Genomic DNA, 23,317 nt, shown 5'->3' on the forward strand with positions numbered 1-23,317 from the left:
TCAGACAACCCTTAATTTTAATAGGGCTATTGGTGTTTGTCGGTGACGCGGGGATACTGGCCGCCGATTCCGTGACCTGAAGCCACCATGACTCTTAAAAGACTTTCTGTTGTATTGCTGGCCTGTCTGACCTTGTCCGCCTGTGGCGGTGTCGATCCGAACTCTCCACTGGGTCAACGCAAGGCAATCTTCAAACAAATGCTCAAAACCGGCGAAGACCTCGGTGGCATGTTGCGCGGACGCATTCCGTTCGACGGGCCGAAATTTGCCGAAGGCGCGGTCAAACTCGATGCGCTGTCCCATGAGCCGTGGAAGCATTTCACGCAGGTGCGCGAAGAAGATCACACCAGCGCCAAGGACGATGTCTGGCAAAAACAGGCGCAGTTTCAGGACATGGCCCGCAAGCTGGAAGCGGCCACCGGTGAATTGGTGGTCGCCAGTCAGGTTCAGCCGTATAAGGCCAGCAACCTCGGGCCTGCGGTGCAGAAGGTTGAAGACGCCTGCAGCGCTTGCCATAAACAGTTTCGGGATCATTGATCTTCAAAACTGCTGAGTAATTCTGTGGCGAGGGGATTTATCCCCGTTGGGCTGCGAAGCAGCCCCAAAACCATACAGCCGAGTTTTTTCAGTCAGACCCGGCCAGCCGGATTTGCGACGGCTTCGCCGCCGAACAGGGATAAATCCCCTCGCCACAAGGCCATCAATTACTTATCGATTTCATCCAGCGCGTCTTGCAGTTCTTTGCGCGACTCGGCGAGTTTGTCTTTGCGCTTGTTGATCTTTTCCGGATCGCCTTTCTTCATCGCCTTGTCGAGATCAGCCTGGCGCTGGCTCACTTCGTGTTTGGCTTCGAGCACTTTATTTTCGCGCTCTTTTTTCAGGCCAGCGTCGGTGCAGTTCTTGGTCACTTCATTCAGTGCAGTTTCCAGACCGGCCTGCTGATCGGCATTGCCACGGGATTTGGCTTGTTCGATCTGGTTCATGATGCCCTGCTTTTTAGCAGCGCAACCGGTCAGGCCCGGGGCGTCTTCGTCAGCCATCACGGGGGCGACCATTACGCCGCAAAGGGTCAGCAGGGCGAGCGGTGCGAGAAATTTCATAAAAGCTCCATGTGCAAAGGCAATCGGGTCGGTAGGGCACTGCGCTGTTGGAGCGCTTTGCCGGCCGTTGGGTTCCCGGCTTGCGGGGGTTGCGTGTTCAGAAACCGTCGATTGCGGCGGCCTGTAAGGTTTCACTCAGAGCCAGCACTTGCGGGTCGCGAAAGAATGCGCTCAATTGCGCCGCGCGTCCCGGGCCGATACCGGCTTCTGCCTGCCATTGTTCGGTGTCACGTTGTGCCAGCGCCTGCCACGAGTCAGGCAGTTGTGCCTGACCGGTTGGCGGCATGCCCAAAGCTTTCAGCCATTGAGCGAACGGCCGTTGGCGCGCGCTGTTAAAACTGTTGAGCAAACGCGCGCTGCTGCGCTCGCCGAAGCCGGTAATGTTAGCAAGCTCTGGCGCGTCGAGGGTTAACCAATCCAGCAGGTTGTTCACGCGGCGTGTTTCGAGAAGTTTCTCCCAGGTGCCGCGCCCGACATTCTGCATCGCCAATCCTTGCTTGCCACTGAGCCAGGTCAAGCGCGCAAGAAACTGGCTCTCGCAACCGGGGGTGGGTTGCCAGCAGCTCAGCGCGTGGAAGTCATCGGCGACGGGAATGTTCATATCTGCGCGTTTGGTGGCGCGCAGCACAACGCTATCGAGCCGTGGAATCGTCAGGCCGGCGAGGCTGATTGCCACTTGATCGCCGGGGCGAATGTCCAGGTCTTGCCAGCGTTTGAATGAGCTGGCGCTGACCCGTTTGATTTCGCGGTCATCGAGCATGACGGGTTTGAGTTCGAGCACCGGCGTGATGCGCCCGGTGCGCCCGATCTTGAAATTGACCTTGCGTACTTCGGCCAGCGCTTGAGCAAAAGGATATTTCCAGGCAATTGCCCAATAGGGAGCGCGCACCTGCCAGCGCTCGGCGGGTGGTCGTTGGCTCTGGCGCAATACCACGCCGTCAGTGGCAAAGGGCAGGGGCGAGCGATACCAGTGATCGCGCCATTTCTGCGCTGCAGCAAAATCGGTGACGGGGTGGCTGTACGGTTCAATTGTGGCGAAACCCAGCGACGCCAACGTGGCGATTCGTTCGGGCAATTGCGCTGGGCCTTGGGGCCAGTCCCAAACGAACAATCCAACCCCGGAAGCTTGCTCGGCATCCAAGGATTTTCGCCCCATCATGCCGGCGACGGTGGCGCGCGCGTTAACGCTGCCGGATCGAACTTGCACGTGCTGGTTCAAGCGCCAGTAGAGTTCGCCCTGCACCAGCAAATCCAAGGGTTGTGACAGGCGTTGCGGGATGGCACCGATCTTTTGTGCTGAGGCTGTCCAGTCCTGCCCGCTAACCCCGTCGCCACGGCTGATGGCTTGTTGCAAAACGCCCGCGCGATAAATCAGCGTCACGGCGACACCGTCGACTTTGGGTTGAACCCAGACATCCTTGCGATCATGTAGCCATGCACCCACGGCCTCATCTTTGTGGATTTTATCCAGACCGGTATGGGCGATGGGGTGTGCAACCGAGCCTGAGGCTGTGCGCAAGGGATCGGGCGGCGAGGGCAGGTTGAAACACGCCCGCCATTCGTTCAGTTGCGCAACGGATTGGTCGTAGAGTTCGTCGGCAATCAGTGAACGGCCTTCGCGGTGGTAGGCGTCGTCCCATTGGTTGATCTGTTTTTGCAGGGTGGTGATTTCGCGTTGGGCTTGGGTGGGCGCCCAGTCCGGGCATTGAGAGGCGTAGCCAGTCAGGCAGATGAGGTGCAGCAAAACAAACAAAAACCAATGCATCGTGAGCGTCCTTGCTCATGGGGGTTTCTGAAGATTAGTCAGGATTTTGAGCAAGGTCGGGCGGGTGTTTTTCGGGGTGTTTCAATGGTGGAAGATCAAAAGATCGTCCGAACGCGGCCCGAGCCTTCGGCAGCTCCTACCCTGATCAATGTAGGAGCTGCCGAAGGCTGCGATCTTTTGATCTTCAAGGCACAAAAAAAGCCCCGCACGGCGCGAACCGTGCGGGGCTTTTTGTACAGTCGGGAGTCTTACAGACCAGCAGCAGCGCGCAGGGCGTCGGCGCGGTCGGTTTTTTCCCAAGTGAACGTGGTGAAGGTGTCTTCGCCAACGGTCTTGGTCTCTGGCGTGCGACCGAAGTGGCCGTACGCTGCAGTTTCCTGGTACATCGGGTGCAGCAGGTCGAGCATGGTGGTGATTGCGTATGGACGCAGGTCGAACACTTCACGCACCAGTTTGACGATCTTGTCGTCGCTGATCTTGCCGGTACCGAAGGTGTTCAGCGAGATCGAAGTAGGCTGAGCCACGCCGATCGCGTAGGAAACCTGAATCTCGCAACGCTCGGCCAGGCCGGCAGCGACGATGTTCTTGGCAACGTAACGGCCAGCGTAGGCAGCCGAACGGTCAACCTTCGATGGATCTTTACCGGAGAACGCGCCGCCGCCGTGACGGGCCATGCCGCCGTAGCTGTCGACGATGATCTTGCGACCGGTCAGACCGCAGTCACCTACCGGGCCGCCAATGATGAACTGGCCGGTCGGGTTGATGTGGAACTGGGTGTCTTTGCTCAGCAGTTCGGCAGGCAGCACGTGCTTGACGATCAGCTCCATCACGCCTTCGCGCAGGTCTTTGTACGACACTTCAGGGTTGTGCTGGGTCGACAGAACAACCGCGTCGATACCGACAACCTTGCCGCCTTCGTAACGGCAAGTCACTTGCGACTTGGCGTCCGGGCGCAGCCAAGGCAGCAGACCCGATTTACGGGCTTCAGCCTGGCGCTGTACCAACTGGTGCGAGAAGGTGATCGGTGCTGGCATCAAAACGTCGGTTTCGTTGCTGGCGTAGCCGAACATCAGGCCCTGGTCGCCGGCACCCTGATCTTCAGGCTTGGCACGGTCAACACCTTGGTTGATGTCTGGGGACTGCTTGCCGATGATGTTCATCACGCCGCAGGTCGCGCCGTCGAAGCCGACGTCGGAGCTGTCATAGCCGATGTCGAGAATCACGTTACGCACGATCTCTTCCAGATCGACCCAGGCGCTGGTGGTCACTTCACCGGCAACGATGGCCACGCCAGTCTTGACCAGAGTTTCCACGGCAACGCGTGCGTGTTTGTCCTGGGTAATGATGGCGTCCAGCACCGCATCGGAAATCTGGTCGGCGATTTTGTCCGGATGTCCTTCAGACACGGACTCGGAGGTGAAGAGGGAGTATTCGCTCATCTCGATGTTTTCCTGAATTTACCGATGGTGAGTGTCGCCAGCCGGTCGCTGAAAGTGGCGAACCTGGATCTGGAAACCATTACGTAAGCCTACATAGAGGCTTTCCCCGGGAACGAGTCCCGCAGCGGTGGCCCAACGGGCCAAATCGTCCTGTTCAAACCCCAACCATAGATCACCGCAGGCCTCCCTGGCCCAACTCTGGTTGTGGCTACATAACTCTGTCACGAGCAGACTACCGCCCGGTTGCAGCAGGTCGGCCATGTGCTTGAGCGCATCGGCCGGCGCGGCGAAATGGTGCAAGACCATATTCAGTACAACGCAATCGGCCTGAAGGCTTGTGCCGTTCAATGCATCGGCCAATTGCAGGCTGACGTTAGCCAGCTGTTCACGTTCGCAAACCTGACGCGCCAGTTCGAGCATCGCCGGGCTGTTGTCCAGCGCGGTTACAGTGCCGAAGCGACGCGCCAGTTCCGGCAGAAAAGCACCATCGCCGGGGCCGACTTCAATGGCCGTGGCCGCACCATTGAAGTTCAGTTTGTCGAGCAGGGCCAGCACGCTGTCGCGGTACTGCGGCAGGCCGGCGATCAAGTCTTGCTGGGCGCGAAATTTCTCCGCGACCCGGGCGAAAAAGTCCTGACTGGCCGCGGCCCGTTGGCCGTGCACCTGTTCGATCCGCGCTTGCACGTCGTCAGGCAGATCGAGATTGTCGACTTCTTCTAACAATGCCGCGTGCAATTTGCCGCCAAGCAATTCGGTGTGGGGCAGGGCGCGGCGATAAAAAATCGCGTTGCCTTCGCGGCGCGTTGCCACCAGATCGGCCTGCGCCAACACTTTAAGGTGATGACTCATGCCGGACTGACCGATGCCGAAAATCTGCGCCAGCTCCAGTACACCGAACGAGTCGTTGGCCAGCGCGCGCAATACATTCAGCCGCAACGGATCGCCGCCGGCCTTGCACAGGGCCGCCAGCTCGTCGCAATCGTCATGGCGAATGGAAGGCACGCGTAAATTCATAGGGCCGCAGTCTAGTGACGGTGAGAATTCCTCGCAAGAGCAATATCAAAAAGTTTTGATATTGCTCGATCAATGGCGCTTTTTATTGCACTTCTAACCAAGCGGTTCACTCTACAAACGAACAGCGGAAAGGTTTCACCAGCCGAAACCGCCGTTAAGCATGGGAAAAACGCCTGCCGATGACTATCTATCATTGCCCCGAGGCGTCCCGGTGAGGGAAAATGCTCGCCTTTTTTCCGTTCCGATTATTCACCCTTAGTTTCAGAACCCCAGGAGATCAGCGATGCCTAGCCGTCGTGAGCGTGCCAACGCCATTCGTGCCCTCAGCATGGATGCCGTGCAAAAAGCCAACAGCGGCCATCCCGGTGCACCTATGGGTATGGCAGATATCGCCGAAGTGCTTTGGCGCGACTACCTCAAGCACAACCCGAGCAATCCATCGTTCGCCGACCGTGACCGCTTCGTGCTGTCCAACGGCCACGGCTCGATGTTGATCTACTCGCTGCTGCACCTGACCGGTTACGACCTGTCGATCGACGACCTCAAGCAGTTCCGTCAATTGCACAGCCGCACCCCGGGCCACCCGGAATTCGGTTACACCCCGGGCGTTGAAACCACCACTGGTCCGTTGGGTCAGGGTCTGGCCAACGCCGTCGGTTTCGCCCTGGCTGAAAAAGTCCTGGGCGCGCAGTTCAATCGTCCTGGCCACGACATCGTCGACCACCACACCTATGTGTTCCTGGGTGATGGCTGCATGATGGAAGGCATTTCCCACGAAGTCGCTTCCCTGGCCGGTACGTTGGGTCTGGGCAAGCTGATCGCTTTCTACGATGACAACGGCATCTCCATCGACGGCGAAGTCGAAGGCTGGTTCACCGATGACACCCCGAAGCGTTTCGAAGCCTACAACTGGCAAGTGATCCGCAACGTTGACGGTCACGACCCGGAAGAGATCAAGACTGCCATCGAAACCGCGCGCAAGAGCGCGCAGCCGACCCTGATCTGCTGCAAGACCACCATCGGTTTCGGTTCGCCGAACAAGCAGGGCAAAGAAGACTGCCACGGCGCCCCATTGGGTGACGCGGAAATCGCTCTGACCCGCAAGGCGCTGAACTGGAACTACGGCCCGTTCGAAATCCCGGCCGACATCTATGCCGAGTGGGATGCCAAGGAAAAAGGTCGCGCGGCCGAAGCCGAGTGGGATCAGCGTTTCGCTGCTTACTCCGCCGCGTTCCCGACCGAAGCCAACGAACTGATCCGTCGCTTGAGCGGTGAGCTGCCGGCTGACTTCTCCGAAAAAGCTTCGGCCTACATCGCTGAAGTCGCGGCCAAGGGCGAAACCATCGCCAGCCGTAAAGCCAGCCAGAACACCCTGAACGCGTTCGGCCCATTGCTGCCGGAACTGCTTGGCGGCTCCGCTGACCTCGCCGGTTCCAACCTGACCCTGTGGAAAGGTTGCAAAGGCGTCAGCGCTGAAGATGCCAGCGGCAACTACATGTACTACGGCGTGCGCGAATTCGGCATGACCGCGATCATGAACGGCGTGACCCTGCACGGCGGTCTGGTGCCTTACGGCGCGACCTTCCTGATGTTCATGGAATACGCCCGCAACGCCGTGCGCATGTCCGCGCTGATGAAGAAGCAAGTCATCCACGTCTACACCCACGACTCCATCGGTCTGGGCGAAGACGGCCCGACGCACCAGCCGATCGAGCAACTGACCAGCCTGCGTACTACACCGAACCTCGACACCTGGCGTCCAGCCGATGCCGTTGAATCGGCGGTGGCCTGGAAAAACGCTTTGGAGCGCAAGGACGGCCCTTCGGCGCTGATCTTCTCGCGTCAGAACCTGCAACACCAGGAACGCGATGCTGGCCAGATTGCCGCCATCAGCCGTGGCGGTTATGTACTGAAGGACTGCGCAGGCGAGCCTGAGCTGATCCTGATTTCGACCGGTTCGGAAGTGGGTCTGGCGGTTCAGGCTTACGACAAGCTGACCGAACAGGGCCGCAAGGTGCGCGTTGTTTCGATGCCGTGCACCAGCGTGTTCGACGCTCAGGACGCTGGCTACAAGCAGGATGTGCTGCCGTTGCAGGTTGGCGCACGTATCGCGATCGAAGCGGCGCACGCCGATTTCTGGTTCAAGTACGTGGGTCTGGAAGGTCGCGTGATCGGCATGACCACTTACGGCGAATCGGCTCCGGCTTCGGCACTGTTCGAAGAGTTCGGCTTCACCCTGGAAAACATCCTGGGTCAGGCTGAAGAACTGCTGGAAGACTAAGCAGTACGAATGCGGTGGCCCCAGCCACCGCATTCCCCTGTAGGAGTTGCCGGAGGTTGCGATCTTTTGATCTTGATCTAAAAAAAACAGGATCAAAAGATCGCAGCCTTCGGCAGCTCCTACATGGGTTGTGTTGTAGCGAATACTATCGAGAACCCCATGCCTCAACCGCGTCCTTACAAAGTTGCACTCAACGGCTACGGCCGGATTGGTCGTTGCGTCTTGCGTGCGTTGTTTGAGCGAGGCGAGAAAGCCGGGTTTGAAATTGTCGCGATCAACGATCTGGCGGACATGGCCAGCATCGAATACCTGACACGCTTCGACTCCACCCACGGCCGTTTTCCCGGTGAGGTGCGAGTAGAAGGCGATTGTCTCTATATTAATGGCGACTGCGTGAAGGTTCTGCGCAGTGCCACCCCCGAAGGTATCGATTGGGCCTCGCTCGGCGTCGATCTGGTGCTTGAGTGTTCCGGTGCCTACAACACCCGCGAAGACGGTCAGCGCTTTCTCGACGCTGGTGCGCCGCGCGTGTTGTTCTCGCAGCCGATGGCCAGCGAGGCGGATGTCGACGCCACCATCGTTTACGGCGTCAATCAGGATTGCCTGACCGGCGACGAACTGCTGGTGTCCAACGCCTCCTGCACCACCAACTGCGGCGTGCCGCTGTTGCGTCTGCTCGACAAGGCCATCGGCCTCGATTACGTGTCGATCACCACCATTCACTCGGCGATGAACGATCAGCCAGTGATCGACGCCTATCACCACGAAGACCTGCGCCGCACGCGCTCGGCGTTCCAGTCGGTGATCCCGGTGTCCACTGGTCTGGCGCGCGGGATCGAGCGTCTGCTGCCGGAACTTGCCGGGCGAATTCAAGCCAAAGCCGTACGCGTGCCGACGGTCAACGTGTCCTGCCTCGACATCACGATGCAGACCGCCACCGCGACCGACGCCAATGAGGTCAACCGGATCCTGCGCGAGGCCGCCACCAGTGGCCCGCTCAAAGGCCTGCTGGCGTATACCGAGTTGCCGCACGCCAGCTGTGATTTCAACCATGACCCACATTCGGCCATCGTCGATGCCAGTCAGACCCGTGTTTCCGGCCCAAAACTGGTGAACATCCTGGCCTGGTTCGACAACGAATGGGGTTTTGCCAACCGAATGCTGGACGTTGCAGAACACTATCTGCAAACAGCCATTTCAAAAAAACCGTAGGAAGTGCGACCCATGACCGTGTTGAAGATGTCCGACCTCGATCTGCAAGGTAAGCGCGTATTGATCCGCGAAGACCTCAACGTCCCAGTCAAGGACGGTGTTGTCACCAGCGATGCGCGTATCCTGGCTTCGCTGCCGACCATCAAGCTGGCCCTGGAAAAAGGCGCGGCCGTGATGGTCTGCTCGCACCTTGGCCGTCCGACCGAAGGCGAGTTCTCCGCCGAGAACAGCCTCAAGCCTGTCGCTGACTACTTGAGCAAAGCGCTGGGCCGTGAAGTGCCGCTGGTGGCTGATTACCTCGGTGGCGTTGACGTCAAGGCCGGCGACATCGTGCTGTTCGAAAACGTGCGCTTCAACAAAGGCGAGAAAAAGAACGCTGACGAACTGGCCCAGCAATACGCCGCCCTGTGCGACGTGTTCGTGATGGACGCGTTCGGCACCGCTCACCGCGCCGAAGGTTCGACCCACGGCGTGGCCAAGTTCGCCAAAGTCGCCGCTGCTGGCCCGTTGCTGGCCGCTGAACTGGACGCACTGGGCAAAGCCCTGGGCGCACCGGCTCAGCCGATGGCGGCTATCGTTGCCGGCTCCAAGGTGTCGACCAAACTCGACGTGCTGAATAGCCTGAGCCAGATCTGCAATCAGCTGATCGTCGGCGGCGGCATCGCCAACACCTTCCTCGCGGCCGCTGGCCACCCGGTGGGCAAGTCGCTGTACGAACCGGATCTGCTCGACACCGCACGCGCCATCGCCGCCAAAGTCAGCGTGCCATTGCCGGTTGACGTCGTGGTTGCCAAAGAATTCGCCGAAACCGCAGAAGCCACCGTCAAGCTGATCGCTGACGTCGCTGCTGACGACATGATTCTGGACATCGGCCCGCAAACCGCAGCCAACTTCGCTGAACTGCTGAAATCGTCGAAAACCATTCTGTGGAACGGCCCGGTCGGCGTGTTTGAATTCGACCAGTTCGGCAACGGCACCAAAGTGCTGGCCCAGGCCATCGCTGAGAGCTCGGCGTTTTCCATTGCTGGCGGTGGCGACACCCTGGCCGCCATCGATAAATATGGCGTGGCTGAGCAAATCTCCTACATTTCCACCGGTGGTGGCGCGTTCCTCGAATTCGTCGAGGGCAAAGTGCTGCCAGCCGTTGAAGTCCTGGAAAGCCGGGCCAAGGCCTGAGGCCGCCCGTTTGGCCAGGCAAAGGAGTGTTCACATGGTCAAGTCGTTAGCACTGTTGTTGCTGACCGGTACGCTGGCGGCCTGCGGGAGTAACCCGAAGGCCGAAGCCACGCCGGCGCCGAGCGAGTCGCAGAAGGGCTGTTATCAGGCCGACTGGCAGGCCGAAACCAACCCTGTGCTGAACAAGCGCTCGGGGCCGGACGGTCTGGACAAATACGAGACGCAAACCCCGGCCAAGGAACATGGTTGTCCTTGACGGGTCTGACTCTTTAACTCAGGGCTGGCGGCGTGCGCCGTCAGTCGAGGAACACGGATGAAAGGCTTGATCGCCATTGCGGCGTTGGCATTGTTGGGCGGTTGCGCGCAGTTGAACCTGTTCCAGTCGTCTGCCCCGGCGGATAACTGGACGACCTGGACCTGCGACAGCCAGGCCAAAGTGCTGTGGCGCTACGCCGATGCCGACAAGAAGGAAGTCGACGTCCGACTGGGTGGCGGTGATCAGGTCTATCGCCTGAAAGAAGAGCCGGGCGCTTCGGGCACGCTGTACAGCGACGGCATGCTGGCGTTTCACGTCAAGGGAGAGGAAGGCCTGGTGTACTGGGTCGCCACCAATGACCTGATCGGCCGCGGCTGCAAAGCCGAGTAATTGCAACACCGCAGGCCCATTGTAGGAGTGAGCCTGCTCGCGATAGCGGTATGACAGTCGCTGCAATATTGACTGCAAGATGGCTATCGCGAGCAGGCTCACTCCTACAAGGGTTCTGCGCAGTTCTGAAGAATTGGCTTTATCGAATCACCAGACCGGGCCTCAACCCCCGATCTGCAATCACTTGAATAGCCGTCGCCGCTCCGGCAGGCTGGCACGATTAACGACCCTCAACCGGGAGAGACACACACAATGGCACTTATCAGCATGCGCCAGATGTTGGACCACGCAGCCGAATTCGGCTACGGCGTTCCAGCTTTCAACGTCAACAACCTTGAGCAGATGCGCGCCATCATGGAAGCCGCTGACAAGACTGACTCCCCGGTGATCGTTCAGGCTTCGGCCGGCGCTCGCAAATACGCCGGCGCGCCATTCCTGCGTCACCTGATCCTGGCCGCGATCGAAGAGTTCCCGCACATCCCGGTGTGCATGCACCAGGATCACGGCACCAGCCCTGACGTCTGCCAGCGCTCGATCCAGCTGGGCTTCAGCTCGGTAATGATGGACGGCTCGCTGGGCGAAGACGGCAAGACCCCGACCGACTACGACTACAACGTCCGCGTTACCCAACAAACCGTGGCCATGGCTCACGCCTGCGGCGTTTCGGTAGAAGGCGAGCTGGGCTGCCTGGGTTCGCTGGAAACCGGCATGGCCGGTGAAGAAGACGGCATCGGCGCCGAAGGCGTTCTGGATCACAGCCAAATGCTGACCGACCCGGAAGAAGCCGCTGACTTCGTCAAACGCACCCAGGTCGATGCCCTGGCCATCGCCATCGGCACCAGCCACGGCGCCTACAAGTTCACCAAGCCACCTACTGGCGACGTGCTGGCGATCGACCGTATCAAGGAAATCCACAAACGCATCCCGAACACCCACCTGGTGATGCACGGTTCCTCGTCGGTGCCACAAGAGTGGCTGGCGATCATCAACCAGTACGGCGGCGACATCAAAGAAACCTACGGCGTACCGGTTGAAGAAATCGTCGAAGGCATCAAGTACGGCGTGCGCAAGGTCAACATCGACACCGACCTGCGTCTGGCATCCACCGGCGCCATGCGTCGCCTGATGGCCACCAACCCGAGCGAATTCGACCCACGTAAATTCTTCGGCGCGACCGTGACTGCGATGCGTGATGTGTGTATCGCTCGTTATGAAGCGTTCGGTACTGCGGGCAATGCTTCGAAGATCAAGCCGATCTCGCTGGAAGCGATGTATCAGCGTTATCTGAAAGGTGAGTTGAACGCTAAGGTTAACTAAGCGTTTGGTTTGACCTGTTAAAGAAACCCGCCGAGAGGCGGGTTTTTTTGTGGGTGGGTTGTACGCAGTCTGTGACGCATAGCTGAACCCCTGTAGGAGTGAGCCTGCTCGCGATGGCGGTGGGTCATTCAGCACGGAGGTTGGATGTTAGTCCGTCATCGCGAGCAGGCTCACTCCTACAGTTGGATCGGATGTGATCTGCCAGGTAGGAGGTGTCTGCGAGGCCGTCAACGTTGACAGGCCAACTCTCACAAGGGACGGGGGTTATTTATCGTGATCGATATCCAGTTTGGTGAAGGTCACCTGGCCGCCTTCGCTGGTGTAACCGGTGTTGTCTTGCACGTAAACCCCGGCCTTGAAGTACAGCGGTTTATTCCGCCACGTTGCGCTGATCTGGGAATCCCATTGATAACCGGCCGCGCTCACGCCTAGCGCGCCGCCCGGGCTCAGGTGAATGAGGTAGTTGAATTCGTTATCCAGTTTGATCCCGGTCGCCAGGGTAATAACGCGACTTTCTTTGTCATCCGGGTGCATGCGCACTTTGATCACGAGATTGCCGGTTTCAGTCTTGGTCTTGTACTGATATTCGAGTTTCACCATTGGCCGCTGGCTTTCATACGCATGAATCTGGCCGATCACGATTTTGCCCGAGCTCGGCACTTTGTTGACCGTGACCGTCGCGCGCAGCAGGTTGTCCGCATCCGGGTAGTACCAGTTTCGCAGCGTGCCATTGCTGTAGGTCTCGCGCAGTTCAGTGCGCGGATAGATGGCGTTTTCGGTTTTAGAGCCGGTCACCGGTGACCAGAAGAACAAAGTGCCGGTGTCGGAATGGAAGTACTGATCTTTGAAGCCATTCACCAGTTTTGAGGTTTCGACGGTGTACGGCGGACTGCCGACGGGAACGCTGAGGTTCCAGGTTGCGAGATCGATCATGTCAGTTCTTCCACTCAGTTCATCCTGAACGCGGGTGCCAGAAGCTCTAGCCCGCGCCTTTTGGGGGCGGCCTTTATAAGCGTAGAGGCGTTTTTTGTTAACGCCCGTTTGGCAGATGATTGACGTCAACATCCTGTCGAAATGCCATCTTTCCCGGATTCCGGGGGCTGTAGCGGTGACCGTTAGTCGGTAAATGGCACGTTTGGTTAAATGATGGCCTGATGACAGCTATTGCTTTTACAGATCCCGGACTAGAGTGAACGCTCAGTATGTGTACGGTTTTTACCGGAACCGACCTGTAGTCCCGAGAAGAGAAGCAGCATGGAATGCGCGCAACCCCCGCCAGGTGAAGGCAACTCTGTCCTATTGATTGTTGATGATTACCCTGAAAATCTGATCAGCATGCGCGCGTTGCTGCAGCGTCAGGACTGGCAGGTCATCACCGCCGCCTCCGGTTTCGAGGCGCTCAGTCTGTTGCTTGAACACGACGTCGATCTGGTACTGCTCGATGTGCAGATGCCGGGCATGGACGGTTTCGAGGTCGCGCGGCTGATGCGCGGCAGTCAGCGTACGCGGCTTACGCCAATTATTTTCCTCACCGCCAACGAGCAATCTCAGGATGCCGTGATCAAGGGTTACGCCAGCGGTGCAGTGGATTACCTGTTCAAACCGTTCGACCCACAGATCCTCAAGCCCAAGGTGCAGGCATTGCTGGAGCACCAGCGTAACCGTCGCGCCTTGCAGCGTTTGAGTCATGATCTGGAAGCGGCGCGAGCCTTTAATGCTTCGGTATTGGATAACGCTGCCGAAGGGATTTTGGTGGTGGGCGAGGACGGCGTGATCCGTTTTGCCAACCCGGCGATTTCTCGGTTGCTCAACGCGCCAGTAACGGAGCTGGAGGGTAAGGAGTTTCTCGACTACCTGCAGAAACCGCACATTCCCGTGTGGGCCGATTCCGAGTTTTATGCCGGCTACAAACGCGGGGAAACCCTAAGACTGCACGACGCTTTATTACGCACCGCGCCGGGTCAGCAGGTGCCGGTGGCACTTTCATGTGCTGCGCTGCCGTCTGAGCAGCACGCGATGGTGGTGACCGTGCTGGACATGTCGGTCGTACGTCACCTTCATCAGCAACTGGAATTCCAAGCGGTTACCGATCCTTTGACCGGTTTGCTCAATCGCCGAGGTTTCTACCAGACCGTTGAAAACCTGCTGCTGCGTGGGGAACGCAGCGACAGCAGTTGGGTGCTGCTGTATCTGGATCTCGATGGCTTCAAACGGGTCAACGACTCGCTGGGTCACGATGCCGGCGACCGCGTATTGCGTTGGGTCTCTGAACAGTTGAAGGCTTGCCTGCGACCGTTCGATATCCTCGCGCGCATGGGCGGCGACGAATTCACCGCACTGCTGGATCTGGAATTCCCTGAGCAAGCGGCAAAGATCGCCGAGAAACTCATCGAGCGCGTTTCCATCTGCCAGCAAATCGAAGGACTGGATATCGCCCTCGGCGCCAGTATCGGCATCGCGACGTTCCCGGACTGCGGCTCAAACCTCGACGGATTACTGCGCGCCTCGGACATTGCCATGTACGAAGCCAAACGTGCGGGGCGTCAGCAATATCGCTTCTATGATCACGAAATGAATGGCCGCGCCCGTTCGCGCTTGATGCTTGAAGAAAGCGTGCGTACCGCCATCGAGAACCGTGATTTCAATCTGGTTTATCAGCCGCAAGTGGCCATCGACACTGGCCAGATCCGTGGGTTTGAAGCACTGCTACGCTGGCAGCACCCGAGCGTTGGCGATGTTCCGCCAGGGCTGTTTTTACCGTTGCTCGAAGAGGCGCGGTTGATCAGTCGGCTCGGCAGCTGGATTTATCATCGCGGCGCTGGTCAACGCAAAGCCTGGGAAACCTTGTTCGCTGAAGATCTGGTGCTTGGTGTGAGTTTGAGCAACACCCAGTTCAGCATGCCGAACCTGGTCACTGAATTGCGTCAGGTCATGGAGCGCCATGCGCTGCAGCCTCGGCAACTGGAAGTTGAAGTCACCGAAGAAGCCTTGATGCAAAACCCTGACGAAACCCGCAAGCAACTGCGCTTGTTGCGCAATCTCGGTGTGCGGGTGGCGCTGGATGATTTCGGTTCTGGCCCGTGTTCGCTGGCGCATCTGCGTGATCTGGAGCTGGACACGCTTAAACTCGATCGCCACCTCATCGCTCGATTACCCGACTCTGCACGCGACGCTTCGCTGGTGAGCACAGTGATCAACCTGTGCAAACAGTACGGTTTGCTGGTGATCGCCGAAGGGGTCGAAACCATCGAGCAATACCAATGGCTGCAGGCGCATGGCTGCGAGTACGTGCAAGGTTTCCTTGTCGCACGGCCATTGATCGCCGAAGACGCCGCCAGCTTTGCCGAGCCGTTCGACTGGAGCGCGCTGCCCGGTTGAATTCGCTACACTGGCGCACCTTTTTTTCGAACCGTGCCGCCCGTCCATGACTGTGTTGAAGTACCTCCAGGCCTATCCCGCGCAATTGCAGGATCAGGTGCGCCAACTGATCGCCGAAGGGCGTTTGGGCGATTACCTGAGCCAGCGTTATCCGGGGCGGCACGATGTGCAGAGCGACAAGGCGTTGTACAGCTACGCGCTGGATCTCAAGCAGGAATACCTGCGCAACGCCCCGGCCATCGACAAGGTGCTGTTCGACAACCGCCTCGACCTGACCCACCGCGCCCTCGGTCTGCACACCACGGTGTCGCGGGTGCAGGGCGGCAAGCTCAAATCGAAGAAAGAAATTCGTATCGCCTCGTTGTTCAAGGACGCCGCGCCGGAGTTTCTGAAAATGATCGTCGTGCACGAACTGGCGCACTTCAAAGAGTCGGATCACAACAAGGCGTTTTATAAATTGTGCGAGCACATGCTGCCGGGGTATCACCAGATCGAGTTTGATCTGCGTGTGTACCTGACGTGGCGGGATTTGTAGGAGCTGCCGCAGGCTGCGATCTTTTGATTTTCCAATTAATGGGCCCATGCATGGACGTCAGCAAGACCAAAAGCAGTTTCTATCGCCGCCTATACGTGGCGTACCTGATCGACAGCGGTCTGGCGCCGAGTGTACCGACGCTGACCGAAGTGACCGGCATGCCCCGGCGCACGGCGCAGGACACGATCGCGGCGTTGGCGGATCTGGACATCATTTGTGAATTCGAGCAGGAAGAGGGCGCACGCAACCATGCCGGGCGTTATCGGATTCGCGAGTGGGGGGCGATTGATCGGGGGTGGATTGAGCGGAATTTGCGGCAGATCAAGGCTGTATTGGAATATCCATAGAGCCCCTCACCCTAACCCTCTCCCGGAGGGAGAGGGGACTGATTGGGGGATATTGGAGAAGTACGCCGACGTGAACGAGTGCTTCTGAATCCATAATCGATGCGGTTTTTCAGGTCGGCGTATAGCGCCAGACAACGCGGTCAGTCCCCTCTCCCGGAGGGAGAGGGGACTGATTGGGGGATATTAGAGAAGTACGCCGACGTGAACGAGTGCTTCTGAATCCATAATCGATGCGGTTTTTCAGGTCGGCGTATAGCGCCAGACAACGCGGTCAGTTCCCTCTCCCTCTGGGAGAGGGCTAGGGTGAGGGCTGATTCAGGAGCGACGCATTCCAATATGTGGAATGTCATCCTCCAGATATTCCTCACCCGCCACCACAAACCCGTACTTGCCGTAATACCCCTGCAAATGCGCCTGCGCCGACAGATAGATCGGTATCGCTGGCCAGTTCTTCTCAGCCTGTTTCAACGCCTCTTCCAGCATCTCGTGGCCCAGGCCTTTACCGCGTCCCTCCGTTGAGGTCAGCACGCGGCCAATCACCACGTCACCGCCCTGGGATTCCGGATCCAGCAGGCGCAGATAGGCGACCAGTTGATCATCGGCCCAACCCATCAAATGGCAGGTATCGCCGGCCAGATCCTGACCATCGGGATCAAGGTAGGCACATTTCTGTTCGACCACGAACACTTCCGAGCGCAGCTTCAAAATGGCGTACAGCTGCTCCTTGCCCAGATCGCTGTGATGTTTGCAGATCCACTCGATATTCATTTGCCGACTCCTTGAACGTGTGTCCGGATACTAAGCGCCCACGCCTTTGATGTCTGCATGGCGTAAGAGTCTGTGACAAAGATCAAAATGCCATCATTCCTTTCTCGCGGTCGTCACGTCTTTGTGTAATCTGCTGGAGAGCGCTGTGCACTGGCTCCGTTGAGCTACTGTTAGTGCCTGGGTTTTGCCGGTAAGGGGCCTTGGGGTTTTGACTGAAAACAGGCCGGGCAGCCCGCCCGCTAAGGATTTTCAAGCATGCCGCGTGTGTATCGAGCCTTTGCGTTGATCGGACTGCTCCTGCTGGCTCAAACCGCTGCAGCGGACAAACTGCGGCTGGTGTTTGATATCTGGCCGCCCTTTACCGACGACACGCTGGTCAATGGCGGCCTGGCCACCGACATCGTCAGCACCGCGCTGGCCCGCGCCGGTTATGCCAGCGGCTACGAGCAAGTGCCGTGGGCACGGGCGCTGATGGGTGTTGGTGAAGGGCGTTATGACGTGTTGGTCAACGCTTGGTACAACGAAGATCGCACCAGACTCGGGCAGTTTTCCGGCGAATATCTGCTCAACCGCATCCGCTTTCTCAAGCGCAAAGACACACCGCTCGACTACTCCAATCTGCAACAACTGCACACCTATCCGATTGCGGTGGTGCGCGGTTATGCCTATTCAGCGCCGTTCGATGCCGACACGGCGTTGCAAAAAGTCCCTGTGCATAACTTCGCCATGGCCGTGCGCATGCTCGCGGCGGATCGGGTCAAGTTGACGCTGGAAGATGAGTACGTGGCGAAGTATTACCTGGCGCGGGAATCAGCCAAGGTGCGCAACTCCGTGGAGTTTTTGCCCAAGCCGTTGAGTGAGAACAGCCTGCACATTTTGGTCAGCCTGAAGAATCCGCAGCATGCGCAGATTGTCGCGGGGTTTGATAAGGCGATTGCGGCGATGAAGGCGGATGGGAGTTATGAGCGGATGCTTAGGCAGCATGGGATGTGAGTTTCTGATCCCAGAGTTGTGTTGTTGCTGATGGCCTCTTCGCGAGCAGGCTCGCTCCCACAATTTGGAATGCGGTGCCCCTGTGGGAGCGAGCCTGCTCGCGAAGGCGTCTGGTCAGCCAGCACTAACCTCACTGGTATCCTTGATCAGATGCGCCGCCAAAGTGCGCAACGGCCCCAACTGCCGGCAAATCAACGCCAACTGCGTCTGCACCAACCGCTGCCCTTCATCAATCTCATCGGCCATCTGCTCCAGCTCATTGGCCAGCGCTTCTTCTTCATCACTCTGAATCGCAATCGGCTGTTTACTCGCCAGCCCTTGAGCGATTTCATCAATGCTCGCCGCCAGTTTCACTCCGGCGCCATCGATCAACTGCTCGCGCACCTCAGCTGGCAACTGCGTCTCGCGATGCGCGCCCAGGCCGGACAGATAGCTCAACAAGGTGTGCGACAGCACCAGAAAGCGGAAACCGACATCCGCTTCCTTCCTGAAATGCCCCGGCTCCATGAGCATGTTCGCCAGCGTCGTCGACAACGCGGCATCGGCGTTGTGCGCATTGCGCCGAGCGAGACGATAAGCGAGGTCGTCGCTTTTGCCTGCGGCGTATTGCTGCATGATCTGCCGCAGATAGATGCTGTTGCAGGTCAGGGTGTTGGCCAGCACTTTGTTCAGGCGTCGACCCTGCCAGTCCGGCAGGAACAGGAACACCGCGAGCCCCGCAATCAAGCTGCCGAGCAAGGTATCGAACAGCCGTGGCAGGAACAGCCCGTAACCGTCGCCGACCTGATTGAAGCAGAACAACACCATGATGGTGATCGCGGCGGTCGCCAAGGTGTAGCGGGTGGTGCGGTTGGTGAAGAACACCACGCCGGCAGCGATGGCGAAACACGATTGCACCAACGGGTTCGGGAACAGATCGAACAGCGCCCACGCCACGGTCAGGCCGATGGCGGTGCCGAAAATCCGCTGACCGAGTTTGCGCCGCGTCGCGCCGTAGTTCGGCTGGCAGACGAACAGCGTGGTGAGAATGATCCAGTAGCCTTGCGACGGGTGAATCAAATGCACCATGCCGTAGCCGATACTCAGTGCCAATGGCAGTCGCAGGGCATGACGGAACAGCAAGGACGTCGGCGTCAGTTGTGTACGCAGGCGAATCCAGACGTCTTTGAAATTGCGTGGTGAGCGGTCGAGCAGGCTGCTATCAGTCGCGTCAGCCAAGGCATCGGGATTGCTCGCGTCGCTAAGTAAACGGTCGAGGGTGCCGAGGTTGGCCGCCAGTGCGCGCAGCGAGCGCAGCAGCCCGCGCCAGGCCGGGTTGCTCTGGATGCGCAGGTGTTCGAGGGACGCGTCGAGGTCGCTGAGGGCTTCGGCGAAACTGGCGTCGTAGATGAACGGCTGACGCAACTGGATCGACTCGGCCAGTGCTCGGCAAGCTTTGCCTTGCTGGCGCAGCAGGCGTTGGCAGCGGAACAGCACGTCGCTGTGGAAAAACGCATCAGCGAGGGCGTTGTACGGATAGTGCGAAGAACTGGCGCGTTCGTGGATGTCCTGCGCGAGGAAGTACAGCTTCAAGTAGCGGCTGACTTTCGAGCCGGGGCGACCGTTGCCGACCCGGTGCAGGATGATTTCTTTGGCACTGTTCAGCGCCGCCACCACACGACCGTTTTGCTGGGCCAGTTCCAAGCGTCGCGCTTCGACGTCCATCTGCCTAATCGGCTCGAACAGCGAGGATTTCAGTTTCAGGTAAAAGCCCAGTTCGCGGAACAGTCGCGCCAGACTTTGCTGCACCGGTTGATTGGAAAACAGCGCCTGCCACAACACTGAGAGCAAGCCGTACCACGCGGCGCCGGCGACCAGCAGCATCGGTTCGTGCCAGAAATCGGTGACCGCGCCGCCGCGTTGATCGACGCCGATCATCGTGTACACGGAGAGGATTAATGTCGCCGAAGCAATCGCCCCATAACGCTCGCCGAGCGCACCGAGCATGGTCAGGCCGAAACTCGCCAGCGCTAGGGCAATGGCAAACACGATGGGGTAGGGGAAGAGCAATTCCACCGACAGCGCGGCGATGCTGAAACACACCAGCGTCACGGCGAGGGCGTTGAGGCGGCCCTGCCAACTGTCGTCGGTTTCGGCCAGGGCGCTGGCGATGATGCCGAGGAACAACGGGATCAACAGGCCCATTTCATCCTGATACCAACACAGCGCCATGCTGCCGGTCAGGGCGATGAACACCCGCACGCTGTAGCTGAATTTATCCAGCGCCCACAGGCGCCGCAAAGACTGACGAAACGAGGTCGAGGACATGAAGTGCGAAGGCCTTCCGAGGCGATGCCGCTAAATTGAGCCAGTAATGACGCCGACGCAATGGCGGCGATCACATCTGACAGCAAAAAGTGTTCCTTGATCGCCCGCTACCCCTTGTAGGAGCTGCCGAAGGCTGCGATCTTTTGATCCTGTTTTTTAAGATCGAGATCAAAAGATCGCAGCCTTCGGCAGCTCCTACAGGGGGAGTGTTGTTTCGGTCAGGCGTATTGCGCGGCGGCGTAGCCGGAGGCCCAGGCCCACTGGAAGTTGAAGCCGCCCAAGTGGCCGGTGACGTCGAGCACTTCGCCAATGAAATACAGGCCGGGGCTTTTCAGCGATTCCATGGTTTTGGACGACACTTCGCGGGTATCAACGCCACCGAGGGTCACTTCGGCCGTGCGATAACCTTCCGTCCCCGCCGGCACGACTTTCCAACTGCCCAGCTTCTCGGCGATTTCCGCCAGTTCTGCGTGGGTGTACTGCTTCATCGGCTTGGACACAAACCAGTTATCCGCCAGCAGATTGGCCATCTTCTTGGTGAAAATCTCACCCAGCAAAGTTTTCAATTCACTGTTCGGACGCTCGGCCACTTGCTGTTGCAGCCAGCTCGCCGCGTCGTGATCCGGCAGCAGGTTGATCTCCACTGTATCGCCCGATTCCCAGAACGACGAGATCTGCAAAATCGCCGGGCCGCTGAGGCCGCGGTGAGTGAACAGGATGTTTTCGCGAAAGCTCTGATCGTTGCAGCTGACCAGACAATCCACCGACGTCCCGGACAGCTCGGTGCACAACTCCTTGAGCTGATCGGTGATGGTGAACGGCACCAGGCCGGCGCGGGTCGGCAGCAATTCGTGGCCGAATTGCTTGGCCACTTGATAACCAAAACCGGTGGCGCCCAGCGTCGGGATCGACAGGCCGCCGGTAGCGATCACCAGCGACTGGCACTGAACCTGGCCGAGGGTGGTGTCGAGCAGGTAACCGCTCTCTACTTTCTCAATGGTCTGGATCGACGTGTCGAGGTGCAGCTCGACACCGGCCTGATCGCACTCGGTGAGGAGCATTTCGAGGATGTCGCTGGATTTGTTATCGCAGAACAGCTGGCCGAGTTTTTTCTCGTGGTACGGCACGGCGTGTTTGCCGACCATGCCGATGAAATCCCACTGGGTGTAACGCGCCAGTGCGGATTTGCAGAAGTGCGCATTCTGCGAGAGGAAATTGCTCGGCTCGGTGTACATGTTGGTGAAATTGCAGCGGCCACCGCCCGACATCAGGATTTTCTTGCCGGCCTTGTTCGCATGGTCGAGCAGCAACACCTGACGCCCACGCCCGGCGGCGGTCAGTGCACACATCAACCCAGCGGCGCCAGCGCCAATGATCACGACTTCGGTAGAGCGCAAAACGGTGTCCTCACACAATGATCGTTCCCACGCTCTGCGTGGGAATGCCGCCATGGACGCTCTGCGTCCGTTGTTATGTGACGCGGAGCGTCACGGGATGCATTCCCACGCAGAGCGTGGGAACGATCAGGCGTTGTTCTTACAGGATACGTACGCGCAGCGAACGGCCCTTGATCTTGCCGTCGTTCAGGCGCTGCAACGCTTGCATGGCCACGGTGCGGTCTACAGCCACATACGCCTGGAAATCGAAAATCGCGATCTTGCCAACCTGCGCACCCGGAATACCGGCATCACCCGTCAGTGCACCCAGAATGTCGCCCGGACGAACCTTGTCTTTACGGCCAGCACCGATGCACAGCGTGGTCATCGGCGGCTGCAGCGGCGCGAGACCCTGGGACTTGAGGTTATCGACCTGATCCCAGTTCAGCGGCGATTTCTGCAGTTGCTCAATGGCTTGCGCACGGTGCGCTTCACCCGGAGCCACCAGGCTGATCGCGATGCCTTTCTCGCCAGCGCGACCGGTACGGCCGACGCGGTGAATGTGGATTTCCGAATCGCGCGCCAGTTCGACGTTGATCACCATGTCCAGCGCATCGATGTCCAGACCACGAGCGGCAACGTCGGTGGCAACCAATACCGAAGTACTGCGGTTGGCGAACATCGCCAGCACCTGATCGCGATCACGCTGTTCCAGATCGCCGTGCAGGCCGACGGCGGAAATGCCTTTGGCGGTCAGGTGATCAACAGTTTCTTGCACTTGCTGCTTGGTGAAGCAGAACGCCACGCACGACGCCGGGCGGAAGTGGTGCAGGACTTTGGTCACCACGCTCATGCGATCTTCCGGGGAAATCTCGTAGAAGCGCTGCTCGATCTGCGTGTCATCGTGGAACGCTTCGGCTTTCACCGTTTGCGGGTCACGCATGAATTTCGACGCCAGTTGCTTGATGCCCACCGGGTACGTCGCGGAGAACAGCAGGGTCTGACGACGCTCCGGGGTCTTGACGATGATGTCTTCGATGGCGTCGTAGAAGCCCATGTCGAGCATGCGATCGGCTTCGTCGAGGATCAGCGTGTTCAAGCCATCGAGTACCAGCGAACCCTTGCGCAGGTGCTGCTGAATGCGCCCCGGGGTGCCGACGATGATGTGCGCGCCGTGCTCCAGCGAAGCGATCTGCGGGCCGAAGGACACGCCGCCGCACAGGGTCAGGACCTTGATGTTGTCTTCGGCACGGGCCAGACGACGGATTTCCTTGGCGACCTGGTCGGCCAGCTCACGCGTCGGGCAGATCACCAGCGCCTGGCAACCGAAGTAGCGCGGGTTGATCGGGTTCAGCAAACCGATGCCGAACGCGGCGGTTTTGCCGCTGCCGGTCTTGGCCTGAGCGATCAGATCCATCCCTTTGAGGATCACCGGCAAGCTCTGCGCCTGGATCGGCGTCATCTGGGCATAACCGAGGGATTCGAGGTTAGCCAGCATGGCGGCGGACAGCGGCAGAGTATTAAAAGCGGTGGCGATGGTGGTCACGGGACTGGCCTGCAAAACAAAATGTCGCGCAGTGTAGCAGCCCCGTGCCACTTTCCTCGAAAGTTCTGGACGAACAGCGACTAAAACCAGAAGTGAAGGATTTACCTGTGGCGAGGG

20 protein-coding genes are annotated in these 23,317 nt (G+C 59.0%); 11 read left to right on the top strand and 9 right to left on the bottom strand.

Translation table 11 applies throughout. The annotated features are described in order from the left end of the window. Positions 1-87: 87 nt before the first annotated feature. Complete coding sequence (locus ACP3TY_RS27760) at positions 88-537, top strand: c-type cytochrome (RefSeq protein ID WP_426618942.1); 450 nt, start codon at positions 88-90, stop codon at positions 535-537. 167 nt (positions 538-704) lie between these two features. Here ACP3TY_RS27760 and ACP3TY_RS27765 read toward each other — a convergent pair whose 3' ends face one another. The 4 genes from ACP3TY_RS27765 to ACP3TY_RS27780 form a co-directional block, all read right to left on the bottom strand. After that, a complete protein-coding gene (locus ACP3TY_RS27765) occupies positions 705-1,100 on the bottom strand; it encodes a DUF1090 domain-containing protein (protein WP_426618944.1) in 396 nt (131 codons plus the stop codon). A gap of 97 nt (positions 1,101-1,197) precedes the next feature. After that, positions 1,198-2,865 carry an NAD-dependent DNA ligase LigB gene (gene ligB, locus ACP3TY_RS27770; RefSeq protein WP_426618946.1) on the bottom strand — a complete coding sequence of 556 codons (1,668 nt, stop codon included), beginning with the start codon at positions 2,863-2,865 and terminating at the stop codon, positions 1,198-1,200. 248 nt (positions 2,866-3,113) lie between these two features. Continuing rightward, a complete protein-coding gene (gene metK, locus ACP3TY_RS27775; RefSeq protein ID WP_053124627.1) occupies positions 3,114-4,304 on the bottom strand; it encodes a methionine adenosyltransferase in 1,191 nt (396 codons plus the stop codon). Positions 4,305-4,322: 18 nt separating this feature from the next. After that, on the bottom strand, positions 4,323-5,318 hold the full coding sequence (locus tag ACP3TY_RS27780) for an ArsR/SmtB family transcription factor (protein ID WP_016987232.1): 996 nt from the start codon (positions 5,316-5,318) through the stop codon (positions 4,323-4,325). A gap of 283 nt (positions 5,319-5,601) precedes the next feature. Here ACP3TY_RS27780 and tkt point away from each other — a divergent pair, with 283 nt between their 5' ends. From tkt to fba, 6 genes are all read left to right on the top strand, one after another. After that, positions 5,602-7,599: a transketolase gene (gene tkt / locus ACP3TY_RS27785; RefSeq protein WP_053124625.1), complete on the top strand. Its 1,998-nt coding sequence runs from the start codon at positions 5,602-5,604 to the stop codon at positions 7,597-7,599. Between the two features lie 159 nt (positions 7,600-7,758). Beyond that, the gene (gene epd / locus ACP3TY_RS27790) at positions 7,759-8,811 is read left to right on the top strand and encodes an erythrose-4-phosphate dehydrogenase (protein ID WP_053124623.1); all 1,053 of its coding nucleotides are present in this window, start codon (positions 7,759-7,761) and stop codon (positions 8,809-8,811) included. A gap of 12 nt (positions 8,812-8,823) precedes the next feature. Then, complete coding sequence (locus ACP3TY_RS27795; RefSeq protein ID WP_008081033.1) at positions 8,824-9,987, top strand: phosphoglycerate kinase; 1,164 nt, start codon at positions 8,824-8,826, stop codon at positions 9,985-9,987. A 34-nt stretch (positions 9,988-10,021) separates the two neighbouring features. After that, on the top strand, positions 10,022-10,243 hold the full coding sequence (locus ACP3TY_RS27800; protein WP_007913756.1) for a hypothetical protein: 222 nt from the start codon (positions 10,022-10,024) through the stop codon (positions 10,241-10,243). A 57-nt stretch (positions 10,244-10,300) separates the two neighbouring features. Beyond that, positions 10,301-10,633: an MliC family protein gene (locus ACP3TY_RS27805; protein WP_159811850.1), complete on the top strand. Its 333-nt coding sequence runs from the start codon at positions 10,301-10,303 to the stop codon at positions 10,631-10,633. Positions 10,634-10,885: 252 nt separating this feature from the next. Beyond that, positions 10,886-11,950 carry a class II fructose-bisphosphate aldolase gene (gene fba, locus ACP3TY_RS27810; RefSeq protein WP_007913760.1) on the top strand — a complete coding sequence of 355 codons (1,065 nt, stop codon included), beginning with the start codon at positions 10,886-10,888 and terminating at the stop codon, positions 11,948-11,950. A 264-nt stretch (positions 11,951-12,214) separates the two neighbouring features. Here fba and ACP3TY_RS27815 read toward each other — a convergent pair whose 3' ends face one another. After that, positions 12,215-12,883 (bottom strand): polysaccharide lyase family 7 protein, encoded by a 669-nt coding sequence (locus ACP3TY_RS27815; protein ID WP_053124619.1) that lies wholly within the window; start codon positions 12,881-12,883, stop codon positions 12,215-12,217. A gap of 321 nt (positions 12,884-13,204) precedes the next feature. Here ACP3TY_RS27815 and ACP3TY_RS27820 point away from each other — a divergent pair, with 321 nt between their 5' ends. The 3 genes from ACP3TY_RS27820 to ACP3TY_RS27830 are packed head-to-tail and all read left to right on the top strand — an operon-like array spanning position 13,205 to position 16,210. Beyond that, positions 13,205-15,328, top strand: a complete 2,124-nt coding sequence (locus ACP3TY_RS27820) for a putative bifunctional diguanylate cyclase/phosphodiesterase (protein WP_053124617.1) — start codon at positions 13,205-13,207, stop codon at positions 15,326-15,328. A gap of 46 nt (positions 15,329-15,374) precedes the next feature. After that, positions 15,375-15,863, top strand: a complete 489-nt coding sequence (locus ACP3TY_RS27825) for a M48 family metallopeptidase (RefSeq protein ID WP_426618952.1) — start codon at positions 15,375-15,377, stop codon at positions 15,861-15,863. A 50-nt stretch (positions 15,864-15,913) separates the two neighbouring features. Further along, complete coding sequence (locus ACP3TY_RS27830) at positions 15,914-16,210, top strand: winged helix-turn-helix domain-containing protein (RefSeq protein ID WP_016772794.1); 297 nt, start codon at positions 15,914-15,916, stop codon at positions 16,208-16,210. 315 nt (positions 16,211-16,525) lie between these two features. Here ACP3TY_RS27830 and ACP3TY_RS27835 read toward each other — a convergent pair whose 3' ends face one another. Next, positions 16,526-16,978: a GNAT family N-acetyltransferase gene (locus tag ACP3TY_RS27835; RefSeq protein ID WP_053124612.1), complete on the bottom strand. Its 453-nt coding sequence runs from the start codon at positions 16,976-16,978 to the stop codon at positions 16,526-16,528. 255 nt (positions 16,979-17,233) lie between these two features. Here ACP3TY_RS27835 and ACP3TY_RS27840 point away from each other — a divergent pair, with 255 nt between their 5' ends. After that, positions 17,234-17,971 carry a substrate-binding periplasmic protein gene (locus tag ACP3TY_RS27840; protein WP_053124610.1) on the top strand — a complete coding sequence of 246 codons (738 nt, stop codon included), beginning with the start codon at positions 17,234-17,236 and terminating at the stop codon, positions 17,969-17,971. A 114-nt stretch (positions 17,972-18,085) separates the two neighbouring features. Here the strand turns inward: ACP3TY_RS27840 and yccS are convergent, their stop codons facing one another. The 3 genes from yccS to dbpA all read right to left on the bottom strand — a co-directional run bounded on the left by yccS (position 18,086) and on the right by dbpA (position 23,200). Beyond that, on the bottom strand, positions 18,086-20,278 hold the full coding sequence (yccS, locus tag ACP3TY_RS27845; protein ID WP_159811845.1) for a YccS family putative transporter: 2,193 nt from the start codon (positions 20,276-20,278) through the stop codon (positions 18,086-18,088). Between the two features lie 218 nt (positions 20,279-20,496). Further along, on the bottom strand, positions 20,497-21,675 hold the full coding sequence (locus ACP3TY_RS27850) for an NAD(P)/FAD-dependent oxidoreductase (protein WP_159814763.1): 1,179 nt from the start codon (positions 21,673-21,675) through the stop codon (positions 20,497-20,499). 139 nt (positions 21,676-21,814) lie between these two features. After that, positions 21,815-23,200 carry an ATP-dependent RNA helicase DbpA gene (dbpA, locus tag ACP3TY_RS27855; RefSeq protein WP_008085781.1) on the bottom strand — a complete coding sequence of 462 codons (1,386 nt, stop codon included), beginning with the start codon at positions 23,198-23,200 and terminating at the stop codon, positions 21,815-21,817. Positions 23,201-23,317 lie beyond the last annotated feature (117 nt).

The organism is Pseudomonas rustica (assembly GCF_049959085.1).
GTDB lineage: Bacteria > Pseudomonadota > Gammaproteobacteria > Pseudomonadales > Pseudomonadaceae > Aquipseudomonas > Aquipseudomonas rustica.